Below are 13,652 nucleotides of genomic sequence, written 5' to 3'. Positions count from 1 at the left end.
CATGAACAGCCCGCTTATCCAGACAGACCGTTTCGCCCTCAGCGAAACCGAGCGCTCGGCCATCGAGCACGAGTTGCATCACTACGAAGACCCGCGCGCGGCGTCCATCGAAGCCCTGAAGATCGTCCAGAAGGAACGTGGCTGGGTGCCTGACGGCGCGCTCTACGCCATCGGCGAGATCCTCGGGATTCCGGCCAGCGACGTCGAAGGCGTCGCGACCTTCTACAGCCAGATCTTCCGCCAGCCGGTCGGTCGTCACATCATTCGCGTCTGCGACAGCATGGTCTGCTACATCGGCGGCCACGAGTCGGTGGTCAGCGAGATCCAGAGCAAGCTCGGCATCGGCCTGGGTCAAACCACCGCCGACGGCCGCTTCACCCTGCTGCCCGTCTGCTGCCTCGGCAACTGCGACAAGGCCCCGGCGCTGATGATCGATGACGACACCTTCGGCGACGTCCAGCCAGCTGGTGTTGCCAAACTGCTGGAGGACTACGTATGACCCTGACTTCCTTCGGCCCTGCCAACCGCATTGCGCGGTCGGCAGAAACCCACCCGCTGACCTGGCGCCTGCGTGATGACGCCGAGCCGGTGTGGCTCGACGAATACCAGGCCAAGGACGGCTACGCCGCCGCCCGCAAGGCCTTCGCCGACATGGCCACGGACGATATCGTCCAGACCGTGAAGGACGCCGGCCTCAAGGGTCGCGGTGGCGCGGGCTTCCCCACCGGGGTGAAGTGGGGCCTGATGCCCAAAGACGAATCCATGAACATCCGCTACCTGCTGTGCAACGCGGATGAAATGGAGCCGAACACCTGGAAAGACCGCATGCTGATGGAGCAACTGCCCCATCTGCTGATCGAAGGCATGCTGATCAGCGCCCGTGCGCTGAAAACCTACCGTGGCTACATCTTCCTGCGCGGTGAATACGTCACCGCCGCCAAGCACCTCAACCGTGCGGTGGAAGAAGCCAAGGCCGCCGGCCTGCTGGGCAAGAACATCCTCGGCAGCGGCTTCGACTTCGAGCTGTTCGTCCACACCGGCGCCGGGCGTTACATCTGCGGCGAAGAAACCGCGCTGATCAACTCCCTCGAAGGCCGTCGCGCCAACCCGCGCTCCAAGCCGCCCTTCCCCGCCGCCGTCGGCGTCTGGGGCAAGCCGACCTGCGTGAACAACGTCGAAACTCTGTGCAACGTACCGGCGATCATCGGCAACGGCATCGACTGGTACAAATCCCTCGCCCGCGAAGGCAGCGAAGACCACGGCACCAAGCTGATGGGTTTCTCCGGCAAAGTGAAGAACCCTGGCCTGTGGGAACTGCCGTTCGGCATCACCGCCCGCGAGCTGTTCGAAGACTATGCCGGCGGCATGCGCGATGGCTTCAAGCTCAAGTGCTGGCAGCCAGGCGGTGCCGGTACCGGTTTCCTCCTGCCCGAACACCTGGAAGCGCAAATGTATGCCGGCGGCATCGGCAAGGTCGGCACCCGTATGGGCACCGGTCTGGCCATGGCGGTGGACGACAGCGTCAACATGGTTTCGCTGCTGCGCAACATGGAAGAGTTCTTCGCCCGTGAGTCGTGCGGTTTCTGCACCCCTTGCCGCGACGGCCTGCCGTGGAGCGTCAAGCTGCTGCGCGCGCTGGAGAACGGCGAAGGCCAGGCCGGCGATATCGAGACCCTGCTGGGTCTGGTCGGTTTCCTCGGCCCGGGCAAGACCTTCTGTGCTCACGCACCGGGTGCCATCGAGCCATTGGGCAGCGCCATCAAGTATTTCCGTCCGGAGTTCGAGGCTGGTATCGCACACAAAAGTGCAGCCGTCCCGCCTTTGGCGCGACCGATCGTAGTCGGCGCATAACGTATCGAAAGGGAGGGCGGTCCGTGCCGCCCTCTTGCTCGCCTGAAGACGCACTTGTGATGCGCCAGGCGAGGACCAGGATTCCATTAGCCACGCCCGCGGACGCGGGCCAACGAAGAACTTTGAACCATGGCCACTATCCACGTAGACGGCAAAGCGCTCGAAGTCGATGGGGCAGACAACCTGTTACAGGCGTGTCTGTCGCTAGGCCTCGACATCCCTTATTTCTGCTGGCACCCCGCGCTCGGTAGCGTCGGTGCCTGTCGCCAGTGCGCGGTCAAGCAGTTCAATGACGAGAACGACAAGCGTGGTCGTATCGTCATGTCCTGCATGACCCCGGCTTCCGACGGCAGCTGGATCTCCATCGACGACGAAGAGGCGAAGGTGTTCCGCGCCAGCGTCGTCGAATGGCTGATGACCAACCACCCGCACGACTGCCCGGTCTGCGAGGAAGGCGGTCACTGCCACCTGCAAGACATGACCGTGATGACCGGCCACAACGAGCGCCGTTATCGCTTCACCAAGCGAACCCACCAGAACCAGCAACTGGGCCCGTTCATTTCCCACGAAATGAACCGCTGCATCGCCTGCTATCGCTGCGTACGCTTCTACAAGGACTACGCCGGCGGTACCGACCTCGGCGTGTTCGGTGCCCACGACAACGTGTACTTCGGTCGCGTCGAAGACGGCACCCTGGAAAGCGAATTCTCCGGCAACCTCACCGAGGTTTGCCCGACCGGTGTGTTTACCGACAAGACCCACTCCGAGCGCTACAACCGCAAGTGGGACATGCAGTTCTCGCCGAGCATCTGCCATGGCTGCTCCAGCGGTTGCAACATCAGCCCGGGCGAGCGCTACGGTGAACTGCGTCGGATCGAAAACCGTTTCAACGGTTCGGTCAACCAGTACTTCCTCTGCGACCGTGGCCGTTTCGGCTATGGCTACGTCAACCGCGAAGACCGCCCACGTCAGCCACTGCTGGCCAACGGCGCCAAGCTGAGCCTGGACGAAGCGCTGGATAAAGCCGCCGAGCTGTTGCGCGGTCGCAATATCGTCGGTATCGGTTCGCCCCGCGCCAGCCTGGAAAGCAACTTCGCCCTGCGCGAGCTGGTGGGTGCCGAGCACTTCTACTCGGGTATCGAAGCGGCTGAGCTGGAACGCATCCGCCTGGTCCTGCAAGTGCTCAAGGACAGCCCGCTGCCCGTGCCGAACATGCGCGACATCGAAGACCACGACGCCGTGTTCGTCCTCGGTGAAGACCTGACCCAGACCGCCGCGCGCATGGCCCTGGCCCTGCGCCAGTCGGTCAAGGGCAAGGCCGAGGACATGGCCGACGCCATGCGCGTCCAGCCTTGGCTCGACGCCGCGGTGAAAAACATCGGCCAGCACGCGCTGAACCCGCTGTTTATCGCCAGCCTGGCGGAAACCAAGCTCGACGATATCGCCGAAGAGTGCGTGCACGCCGCGCCCGACGACCTGGCCCGCATCGGTTTCGCCGTGGCCCACGCCCTCGACGCCAGCGCCCCGGCCGTCGAAGGCCTGGACGCTGAAGCCCAGGCACTGGCCCAACGCATTGCCGACGCCCTGCTGGCGGCCAAGCGCCCACTGATCATCGCCGGTACCTCCCTGGGTTCCAAGGCACTGATCGAAGCCGCGGCCAACATCGCCAAAGCCTTGAAGCTGCGCGAGAAGAACGGTTCCATCAGCCTGATCGTGCCGGAAGCCAACAGCCTCGGCCTGGCCATGTTCGGTGGCGAATCCCTGGACGCCGCCCTGCAAGCGGTGATCGACGGTAAGGCCGACGCCATCGTCGTGCTGGAAAACGACCTGTACACCCGCACCGACAAGGCCAAGGTCGACGCCGCACTGAACGCTGCGAAAGTAGTGATCGTTGCCGACCACCAGAAAACCGCCACCAGCGACCGCGCCCACCTGGTCCTGCCAGCGGCGAGCTTCGCCGAAGGCGACGGTACCCTGGTCAGCCAGGAGGGCCGCGCCCAGCGCTTCTTCCAGGTCTTCGATCCGAAGTACCTCGATGCCAGCATCCTGGTCCACGAAGGCTGGCGCTGGCTGCATGCCCTGCGCGCAACCCTGCTGAACCAGCCGATCGACTGGACCCAACTGGACCACGTCACCGCCGCCTGTGCTGCCAGCACCCCGCAACTGACGCGCATCGTCGATGCCGCGCCGTCCGCCGCGTTCCGCATCAAGGGCATGAAACTGGCCCGCGAACCGCTGCGTTACTCCGGCCGGACCGCCATGCGCGCCAATATCAGCGTGCACGAGCCGCGTACCTCCCAGGACGTCGACACCGCGTTCGCCTTCTCCATGGAAGGTTACTCGGGCTCCGTCGAACCGCGCCAACAGGTGCCGTTCGCCTGGTCGCCGGGCTGGAACTCGCCACAGGCCTGGAACAAGTTCCAGGACGAAGTCGGTGGTCATATCCGTGCCGGCGACCCGGGTACCCGTCTGATCGAAACCCAGGGTGATGCGCTGAACTGGTTCGCCAGTGTCCCGCGCGCCTTCAACCCGGCCCAGGGCACCTGGCAAGTGGTGCCGTTCTTCCACCTGTTCGGCAGCGAGGAAACCTCCTCGAAAGCCGCTCCGGTACAAGAACGCATCCCGGCCGCCTACGTCTCGCTGGCCAAGTCCGAAGCCGATCGTCTGGGTGTCAACGACGGCGCCCTGCTCAGCTTGAACGTTGCCGGCACCACCCTGCGTCTGCCGCTGCGCATCAACGAAGAGCTGGGTGCCGGCCTGGTGGCCTTGCCGGCCGGCCTGGCGGGCATTCCTCCGGCGATCTTTGGCAAATCCGTTGACGGTCTGCAGGAGGCAGCTCAATGACCTGGTTCACCCCTGAAGTGATCGACGTGATCCTCTCGGTCGTCAAGGCCATCGTCGTGCTGCTGGCCGTGGTGGTCAGCGGCGCGCTGCTGAGCTTTGTCGAACGGCGCCTGCTGGGCTGGTGGCAGGACCGCTACGGTCCGAACCGCGTCGGCCCATTCGGCATGTTCCAGATCGCCGCCGACATGCTGAAGATGTTCTTCAAGGAAGACTGGACACCACCGTTTGCCGACAAGGTGATCTTCACCCTGGCACCGGTAGTGGCCATGAGTGCCCTGCTGATCGCCTTCGCCATCATCCCGATCACCCCGACCTGGGGTGTCGCGGACCTGAACATCGGCCTGCTGTTCTTCTTCGCCATGGCCGGTCTGTCGGTGTACGCGGTGCTGTTCGCCGGTTGGTCGAGCGCCAACAAGTACGCCCTGCTGGGCAGCTTGCGCGCCTCGGCGCAGACCGTGTCCTATGAAGTGTTCATGGGCCTGTCGCTGATGGGCATCGTGGTCCAGGTTGGCTCGTTCAACATGCGCGACATCGTCGACTACCAGGCTCAACACCTGTGGTTCGTGATTCCGCAGATCTTCGGTTTCCTGACCTTCTTCATCGCCGGCGTGGCCGTGACTCACCGTCACCCCTTCGACCAGCCGGAAGCGGAACAGGAACTGGCCGACGGTTACCACATTGAATATGCCGGCATGAAATGGGGCATGTTCTTCGTTGGCGAGTACATCGGCATCATCCTGATCTCGGCGTTGCTGGTCACCCTGTTCTTTGGTGGCTGGCACGGTCCGTTCGGCATCCTGCCGCAACTGTCGTTCATCTGGTTCGCCCTGAAGACCGCGTTCTTCATCATGCTGTTCATCCTGCTGCGCGCTTCGATTCCGCGCCCACGTTATGACCAGGTGATGGACTTCAGTTGGAAATTCTGCCTGCCGCTGACCCTGATCAATTTGCTGGTGACCGCTGCGATTGTGTTGTTGAACACGCCTGCGGGCGCGGTTCAGTGAGGATTTGACCCATGTTCAAATATATTGGCGACATCGTTAAGGGTACTGGTACCCAGTTGCGAAGCCTGGTGATGATTTTCGGCCATGGCTTCCGCAAACGCGACACCCTGCAATACCCGGAAGAAGCGGTGTACCTGCCGCCGCGTTATCGCGGTCGCATCGTGCTGACCCGCGACCCCGACGGCGAAGAGCGCTGCGTGGCCTGCAACCTGTGCGCCGTGGCGTGCCCGGTGGGTTGCATCTCGCTGCAGAAAGCCGAAACCGACGACGGTCGTTGGTACCCGGAGTTCTTCCGCATCAACTTCTCGCGCTGCATTTTCTGCGGCCTCTGCGAGGAAGCCTGCCCGACCACCGCGATCCAGCTGACACCGGATTTCGAAATGGCCGAGTTCAAGCGTCAGGACCTGGTGTACGAGAAAGAAGATCTGCTGATCTCCGGTCCCGGCAAGAACCCTGATTACAACTTCTATCGTGTTGCAGGGATGGCCGTTGCCGGGAAGCCGAAAGGCGCTGCCCAGAACGAAGCCGAGCCGATCAACGTGAAGAGCTTGCTGCCTTAAGGAAGAACGATGGAATTCGCTTTCTATTTCGCATCGGGTGTCGCTGTTCTGTCCACGCTACGCGTGATCACCAACACCAACCCTGTGCATGCCCTGCTCTACCTGATTATCTCGCTGATCGCCGTGGCGATGACCTTCTTCAGCCTCGGTGCGCCGTTTGCCGGCGCCCTGGAAGTGATCGCCTACGCCGGTGCCATCATGGTGCTGTTTGTGTTCGTGGTGATGATGCTGAACCTCGGTCCGGCCTCGGTGCTGCAAGAGCGCGACTGGCTCAAGCCGGGGATCTGGATCGGTCCGGTGATCCTCTGCGCCCTGCTGCTGGTCGAACTGCTCTATGTGCTGTTCAGCCACAGCAGCGGCATGGGTATCGGTCAAACCACCGTGGGCGCCAAGGCCGTGGGCATCAGCCTGTTCGGTCCATACCTGCTGGTGGTCGAACTCGCCTCGATGCTGCTGCTCGCCGCAGCCATCACGGCATTCCACTTGGGCCGCAACGAGGCGAAGGAGTAATTCATGCCTGCTATCCCTCTTGAACATGGCCTGGCCGTCGCCGGTATCCTGTTCAGCCTCGGCCTGATCGGCCTGATGGTCCGCCGTAACATCCTTTTCGTGCTGATGAGCCTGGAGGTGATGATGAACGCCGCCGCCCTGGCCTTCATCGTCGCGGGCTCACGTTGGGCGCAGCCGGATGGACAGATCATGTTCATTCTGGTGATCAGCCTGGCAGCCGCCGAGGCCAGTATCGGCCTGGCGATCCTGCTGCAACTGTATCGCCGCTTCCACACGCTCGATATCGACGCTGCCAGTGAGATGCGCGGATGAACATGATCTTTCTGACTTTCGTATTCCCCCTGCTCGGTTTCCTGCTGCTGTCGTTCTCCCGTGGACGCCTCTCGGAAAACGGCTCGGCCCTGATCGGGGTCGGCTCCATTGGCCTCTCGGCCATCGTCGCCGCCTATGTCATCTGGCAATTCAACGTCGCGCCGCCCGAGGGTGGCCACTACACCCTGGTGCTGTGGCAGTGGATGTCGGTGGCGGGCTTTGCCCCCAACTTCGCCCTCTACGTCGACGGCCTGTCGATCACCATGCTCGGCGTGGTGGTCGGCGTGGGTTTCCTGATCCACCTGTTCGCCTCCTGGTACATGCGCGGTGAAGACGGTTACTCGCGCTTCTTCGCCTACACCAACCTGTTTATCGCCAGCATGCTGTTCCTGGTCCTCGGCGATAACCTGTTGTTCCTGTACTTCGGCTGGGAAGGCGTGGGTCTGTGCTCCTACCTGTTGATCGGTTTCTACTACAGCAACCGCAACAACGGTAACGCCGCCCTCAAGGCCTTTATCGTCACCCGTATCGGCGACGTGTTCATGGCCATCGGCCTGTTCATTCTGTTCACCCAGTTGGGCACGCTGAATATCCAGGAACTGCTGGTCAAGGCGCCGGAGCACTTCAAGGTCGGCGACTTCTGGATCGTCCTGGCGACCCTGATGCTGCTGGGCGGTGCGGTCGGTAAATCGGCGCAACTGCCGCTGCAGACCTGGCTGGCGGATGCGATGGCCGGTCCGACCCCGGTTTCGGCCCTGATCCACGCCGCGACCATGGTCACCGCCGGTGTCTACCTGATCGCCCGGACCCACGGTCTGTTCAGCCTGGCGCCGGATATCCTGCACCTGGTCGGCATCGTCGGTGGCGTGACCTTGGTCCTGGCCGGCTTCGCCGCCCTGGTTCAGACCGACATCAAGCGCATCCTCGCCTACTCGACCATGAGCCAGATCGGCTACATGTTCCTGGCCCTGGGCGTCGGTGCCTGGGAAGGCGCGATCTTCCACCTGATGACCCACGCCTTCTTCAAGGCCCTGCTGTTCCTCGCGTCCGGTGCGGTGATCGTCGCCTGCCACCACGAGCAGAACATCTTCAAGATGGGTGGCCTGTGGAAGAAACTGCCGTTGGCCTACGCCAGCTTCATCGTCGGTGGTGCCGCCCTGGCCGCCCTGCCGATCGTCACCGCCGGTTTCTACTCCAAGGACGAAATCCTTTGGGAAGCCTTCGCCAGCGGTAACCAGAATCTGCTCTATGCCGGTCTGGTCGGCGCGTTCATGACCTCGCTGTACACCTTCCGCCTGATCTTCATCACCTTCCACGGTGAAGCCAAGACCGAAGCCCACGCCGGCCACGGGATTGCCCACTGGCTGCCACTGGGCGTGCTGATCGTGCTGTCGACCTTCGTCGGTGCCTGGATTCATCCGCCACTGGCCGGTGTCCTCCCGGAAAGCGCCGGTCACGCCGGCGGCGAAGCCAAGCACAGCCTGGAAATCACCTCGGGGGCTATCGCCCTGGCCGGTATCCTGCTGTCCGCCATGCTGTTCCTCGGCAAGCGTCGCTTTGCGACCGCCGTCGCCAACAGCGGCATCGGCCGTTTCCTCTCGGCCTGGTGGTTCGCCGCCTGGGGCTTCGACTGGATCTACGACAAGCTGTTCGTCAAGCCATACCTGGCGATCAGTCATCTGCTGCGCAAAGACCCGCTCGACCAGACCATCGGCCTGATCCCGCGTATGGCCAAAGGCGGTCACACCGCCCTGAGCCGCACCGAGACCGGTCAGTTGCGTTGGTATGCCGCGTCGCTCGCCGCCGGTGCCGTCGTGGTGCTGGGCGCCATTGTGCTGGTAGCGGTCTGACTATGAACCTTGCGACATTGCGAAAGGAATTGAGCCCGTCATGATTCTGCCTTGGCTAATCCTGATCCCCTTTATCGGTGGCCTGCTGTGCTGGCTGGGTGAGCGCTTCAGCTCCACCCTCCCGCGCTGGATTGCGCTGCTGACCATGTCCCTCGAACTCGCCCTCGGCCTCTGGCTGTGGGCCCACGGGGATTTCCATCTGGCCCCGGCGCCTGGCGCCGATCCGACCTTCGCGCTTGAATTCAAGCAGATCTGGATCCAGCGCTTCGGCATCAATGTGCACCTGGCCCTCGACGGCCTGTCGCTGCTGATGATCCTGCTGACCGGCCTGCTGGGTATTCTCTCGGTGCTCTGCTCGTGGAAAGAGATCCAGCGTCGCGTGGGCTTCTTCCACCTGAACCTGATGTGGATCCTGGGCGGTGTCATCGGCGTGTTCCTCGCCCTCGACCTGTTCATGTTCTTCTTCTTCTGGGAAATGATGCTGGTGCCGATGTACTTCCTCATCGCGCTCTGGGGTCACAGTTCTTCGGACGGCAAGAAAACCCGGATCTACGCGGCGACCAAGTTCTTCATCTTCACCCAGGCTTCCGGCCTGATCATGTTGGTGGCGATCCTCGGTCTGGTCCTGGTCAACTTCAACAACACCGGTGTGATGACCTTCAACTACACCGATCTGTTGAAAACCAAGATGTCGCTGAGCACCGAGTACATCCTGATGCTCGGCTTCTTCATCGCCTTCGCGGTGAAACTGCCGGTGGTGCCATTCCACTCCTGGCTGCCGGACGCCCACGCCCAGGCGCCGACCGCCGGTTCCGTGGACCTGGCCGGTATCCTGTTGAAGACCGCGGCTTATGGTCTGCTGCGTTTCGCCCTGCCACTGTTCCCGCATGCCTCGGCGGAGTTCGCGCCGATTGCCATGACCCTGGGTCTGATCGGGATCTTCTACGGTGCGTTCCTGGCCTTCGCCCAAACCGACATCAAGCGTCTGATCGCCTTCTCCAGTGTTTCGCACATGGGCTTCGTGCTGATCGGGATCTACTCCGGCAGCCAACAAGCCCTGCAAGGCGCGGTGATCCAGATGCTCGCCCACGGCCTGTCGGCGGCGGCACTGTTTATCCTCAGCGGCCAGCTCTACGAGCGCACCCACACCCGCGACATGCGTGAGATGGGTGGCCTGTGGTCGAAGATCGCCTACCTGCCGGCCATCAGCCTGTTCTTCGCGGCCGCGTCGTTGGGCCTGCCGGGCACCGGCAACTTCGTCGGCGAGTTCCTGATCCTGATCGGCACCTTCCTGGCGGCACCGTGGGTTACCGCGATTGCCACTTCGGGCCTGGTGTTCGGTTCGGTCTACTCGCTGATCATGATCCACCGTGCCTACTTCGGCCCGTCCAAATCCGATGCCGTGCTGCATGGCATGGATGGCCGCGAACTGATCATGGTGCTGGGACTGGCGGTGCTGCTGATTTATCTCGGCGTGTACCCGCAACCGTTCCTCGATACTTCCGCCGCCACCATGCATGGTGTGCAGCAGTGGCTCGGCACCGCCCTCACTCAACTCGCTTCGGCCCGGTAAGAGCGCTATGGACCTGACGACTCAACACTTTATTGCGCTTGCACCGCTGCTGATCACCAGTCTCACCGTTATCGCGGTGATGCTGGCGATCGCCTGGCGCCGCAACCACTCACAGACCTTCCTACTCTCGGTGGCCGGTCTCAACCTGGCGCTGCTGTCGATTATCCCGGCGCTGAAAGTCGCGCCACTGGCCGTGACAACGCTGATCCAGATCGATGACTTCGCCTGCCTGTACATGGCCTTGATCCTGGTCGCCACCCTGGCCTGCGTCACCCTCGCCCACGCCTACCTGGGTGATGGCGGCGACGGCTACCCGGGTAACCGTGAAGAACTCTACCTGCTGATCCTGATGGCCGCCGCCGGCGGCCTGGTCCTGGTCAGCGCGCAGCACCTGGCCAGCCTGTTTATCGGCCTGGAGTTGCTCTCGGTACCGGTCTACGGCCTGGTGGCCTATGCGTTCTTCAACAAGCGGTCACTGGAAGCCGGCATCAAGTACATGGTGCTGTCGGCCGCGGGTTCGGCCTTCCTGCTGTTCGGCATGGCCCTGCTCTACGCCGAAGCTGGCACCCTGAGCTTCAGCGGTATCGGTCACGCCCTGGCGGCTACCGGTCTGCCAAGCCCGATTGCCCAACTGGGCCTGGGCATGATGCTGATCGGCCTGGCGTTCAAGCTGTCGCTGGTACCGTTCCACCTGTGGACCCCAGACGTGTATGAAGGCGCGCCTGCGCCGGTGGCGGCCTTCCTCGCCACCGCCAGCAAGGTGGCGGTGTTCGCCGTGATGATCCGCCTGTTCCAGATTTCTCCGGTAGCCAGCAGTGGTGTCCTGAGCAATGTCCTGGCGGTGATCGCCATCGCGTCGATCCTGGTGGGTAACCTGCTGGCGCTGACCCAGAACAACCTCAAGCGTCTGCTGGGTTATTCGTCCATCGCCCACTTCGGCTACCTGCTGATCGCCCTGGTGGCGAGCAAGGGCATGGCCGTGGAAGCCATGGGCGTGTACCTGGTCACCTACGTGATCACCAGCCTCGGTGCCTTCGGCGTGATCACCCTGATGTCCTCGCCTTACAAAGGCCGTGACGCCGACGCCCTGTACGAGTACCGCGGCCTGTTCTGGCGCCGTCCGTACCTGACCGCGGTACTGACCGTGATGATGCTGTCGCTGGCCGGTATCCCGCTGACCGCCGGTTTTATCGGTAAGTTCTACATCATCGCGACCGGTGTCGAGTCCCATCATTGGTGGCTGATCGGTTCGTTGGTACTGGGCAGTGCCATCGGCGTGTTCTACTACCTGCGCGTGATGGTCACCCTGTACCTGATCGAACCGAACCTGCGTCGTGTCGATGCCCAGTTGCACTGGGAACAACGTGCCGGCGGCGTGATGCTGCTGGCGATCGCGGTACTCGCCTTCTTCCTCGGCCTGTACCCGCAACCGCTGCTGGAACTGGTGCAACAGGCGGTACTGGCGAGCTAAACAGTCGCCGGCTGTACCCGACACCCCGCCCGAGGCAACTCCGGCGGGGTGTTTTGTTTCTGCTTCCCTTGTAGGAGCGAGCTTGCTCGCGATGGTGTCCAGGCACCGCTGGGTATCTGATGCCCCGCGTTATCGTTGACGCCCATCGCGAGCAAGCTCGCTCCTACAGTAGACCTGGATCAATACCGCGCACGGTCCGATACCTTAGTCTCGCGACCTTTTGCGAACGATCCGACCATGGCCCTGCCCTCCCCCGAACTGCTGGCCCCCGCCGGCACCCTGAAGAACATGCGCTACGCCTTCGCCTATGGCGCCGATGCGGTCTACGCCGGCCAGCCGCGCTACAGCCTGCGGGTGCGCAACAACGAGTTCGACCACGCCAATCTGGCACTCGGCATCCAGGAGGCCCAGGCTCAGGGCAAGCGCTTCTACGTGGTGGTGAACATCGCCCCGCACAATGCCAAGCTCAAGACCTTTCTCAAGGACCTGGCGCCGGTGATCGCCATGGCCCCGGATGCGCTGATCATGTCCGACCCCGGTCTGATCATGCTGGTGCGCGAGCATTTCCCGCAGATGCCGATTCACCTGTCGGTGCAGGCCAATACGGTGAACTGGGCCAGCGTGCGGTTCTGGCAGCAACTGGGGCTGAGCCGGATCATCCTCTCGCGGGAGCTGTCCCTGGAGGAGATCGGCGAAATCCGCGAGCAGGTGCCGGACATGGAGCTTGAGGTGTTCGTCCACGGGGCGCTGTGCATGGCCTATTCCGGACGCTGCCTGCTCTCCGGGTACATGAACCACCGTGACGCCAACCAGGGCAGTTGCACCAATGCCTGCCGCTGGCAGTACAAGGCACAGCCGGCCGCGGAAAACCTGCTGGGCGAGATTGTCCAGGCCTTCGATCCCGTCGAGCCGACCCTCGGCCGGGGCGCGCCCACCGAGCAGGTATTCCTGCTCCAGGAGGCCCAGCGACCGGACGAGTCGATGCCGGCCTTCGAGGATGAGCACGGCACCTACATCATGAACGCCAAGGACCTGCGCGCCGTGCAGCATGTCGAGCGACTGACCCGCATGGGCGTGCATTCGCTGAAGATCGAAGGCCGGACCAAATCGCATTTCTACTGCGCGCGAACGACCCAAGTCTATCGTCGGGCGATAGACGATGCCGCGGCCGGGCGAGCGTTTGACCGCAGCCTGATGCAGGACCTCGAATCATTGGCCCAGCGCGGGTATACCGAGGGTTTCCTGCGGCGGCATGTGCATGACGAGTATCAGAACTACCAGCACGGCAGTTCGGTCTCGGAACGCCAGCAGTTTGTCGGCGAACTGACGGGTGAGCGGCGTGAGGGGCTGGCCCAGGTCAAGGTGAAGAACCGTTTCGGGGTGGGTGATCATCTGGAGTTGATGACGCCCGCGGGCAATCTGCATTTCGATCTGGATGAGCTGTGCAATGAGCGGGGCGAGCGGATCGAGGTGGCGCCCGGGGACGGGCACACGGTGTACCTGCCGGTTCCGGATGGGCTGGAGTTGCGGTTCGGGTTGTTGATGCGGGATGTCACGACCGGCGATCAATAGATGGCAGAGGGCGGCCCCCTGATACCAGCCAGTTAAAGCCGGACACGGTGCCTGTGGGAGCGGGGGGGGGGGGGGGGGGGGGGGGGGGGGGGGGGGGGGGGGGGG

At 63.0% G+C, this 13,652-nt stretch carries 11 protein-coding genes; all 11 read left to right on the top strand.

Annotation, left to right across the window (positions count from 1 at the left end; translation table 11 throughout):
- Nucleotide 1 precedes the first annotated feature (1 nt).
- Nucleotides 2–499 carry an NADH-quinone oxidoreductase subunit NuoE gene (gene nuoE, locus AC07VG_RS09265; protein WP_495003672.1) on the top strand — a complete coding sequence of 166 codons (498 nt, stop codon included), beginning with the start codon at nucleotides 2–4 and terminating at the stop codon, nucleotides 497–499.
- On the top strand, nucleotides 496–1,851 hold the full coding sequence (nuoF, locus tag AC07VG_RS09260; protein WP_103495049.1) for an NADH-quinone oxidoreductase subunit NuoF: 1,356 nt from the start codon (nucleotides 496–498) through the stop codon (nucleotides 1,849–1,851). The genes nuoE and nuoF overlap by 4 nt, the downstream gene beginning before the upstream one ends.
- Nucleotides 1,852–1,980: 129 nt before the next feature.
- Nucleotides 1,981–4,695, top strand: coding sequence for an NADH-quinone oxidoreductase subunit NuoG (gene nuoG, locus AC07VG_RS09255; protein ID WP_495003673.1), 2,715 nt, complete (start codon nucleotides 1,981–1,983; stop codon nucleotides 4,693–4,695).
- Complete coding sequence (gene nuoH / locus AC07VG_RS09250) at nucleotides 4,692–5,699, top strand: NADH-quinone oxidoreductase subunit NuoH (protein ID WP_495003674.1); 1,008 nt, start codon at nucleotides 4,692–4,694, stop codon at nucleotides 5,697–5,699. The genes nuoG and nuoH overlap by 4 nt, the downstream gene beginning before the upstream one ends.
- Before the next feature lie 11 nt (nucleotides 5,700–5,710).
- Nucleotides 5,711–6,259 carry an NADH-quinone oxidoreductase subunit NuoI gene (gene nuoI / locus AC07VG_RS09245; RefSeq protein ID WP_017131319.1) on the top strand — a complete coding sequence of 183 codons (549 nt, stop codon included), beginning with the start codon at nucleotides 5,711–5,713 and terminating at the stop codon, nucleotides 6,257–6,259.
- 9 nt (nucleotides 6,260–6,268) lie between these two features.
- Nucleotides 6,269–6,769, top strand: a complete 501-nt coding sequence (gene nuoJ / locus AC07VG_RS09240) for an NADH-quinone oxidoreductase subunit J (RefSeq protein ID WP_495003675.1) — start codon at nucleotides 6,269–6,271, stop codon at nucleotides 6,767–6,769.
- 3 nt (nucleotides 6,770–6,772) lie between these two features.
- Nucleotides 6,773–7,081, top strand: a complete 309-nt coding sequence (nuoK, locus tag AC07VG_RS09235; RefSeq protein ID WP_100940069.1) for an NADH-quinone oxidoreductase subunit NuoK — start codon at nucleotides 6,773–6,775, stop codon at nucleotides 7,079–7,081.
- Nucleotides 7,078–8,931 (top strand): NADH-quinone oxidoreductase subunit L, encoded by a 1,854-nt coding sequence (nuoL, locus tag AC07VG_RS09230; RefSeq protein WP_495003676.1) that lies wholly within the window; start codon nucleotides 7,078–7,080, stop codon nucleotides 8,929–8,931. The genes nuoK and nuoL overlap by 4 nt, the downstream gene beginning before the upstream one ends.
- A gap of 40 nt (nucleotides 8,932–8,971) precedes the next feature.
- Nucleotides 8,972–10,504 (top strand): NADH-quinone oxidoreductase subunit M, encoded by a 1,533-nt coding sequence (nuoM, locus tag AC07VG_RS09225; protein WP_495020912.1) that lies wholly within the window; start codon nucleotides 8,972–8,974, stop codon nucleotides 10,502–10,504.
- A gap of 7 nt (nucleotides 10,505–10,511) precedes the next feature.
- Nucleotides 10,512–11,975 (top strand): NADH-quinone oxidoreductase subunit NuoN, encoded by a 1,464-nt coding sequence (gene nuoN / locus AC07VG_RS09220; RefSeq protein WP_495003678.1) that lies wholly within the window; start codon nucleotides 10,512–10,514, stop codon nucleotides 11,973–11,975.
- Between the two features lie 237 nt (nucleotides 11,976–12,212).
- Nucleotides 12,213–13,547, top strand: a complete 1,335-nt coding sequence (trhP, locus tag AC07VG_RS09215) for a prephenate-dependent tRNA uridine(34) hydroxylase TrhP (protein ID WP_495020911.1) — start codon at nucleotides 12,213–12,215, stop codon at nucleotides 13,545–13,547.
- Nucleotides 13,548–13,652 lie beyond the last annotated feature (105 nt).

The organism is Pseudomonas sp. GW821-FHT03C07, from assembly GCF_059420925.1.
The sequence above is the reverse complement of the archived record's forward strand: the minus strand, read 5'-3'. Positions and strand labels throughout refer to the sequence as shown.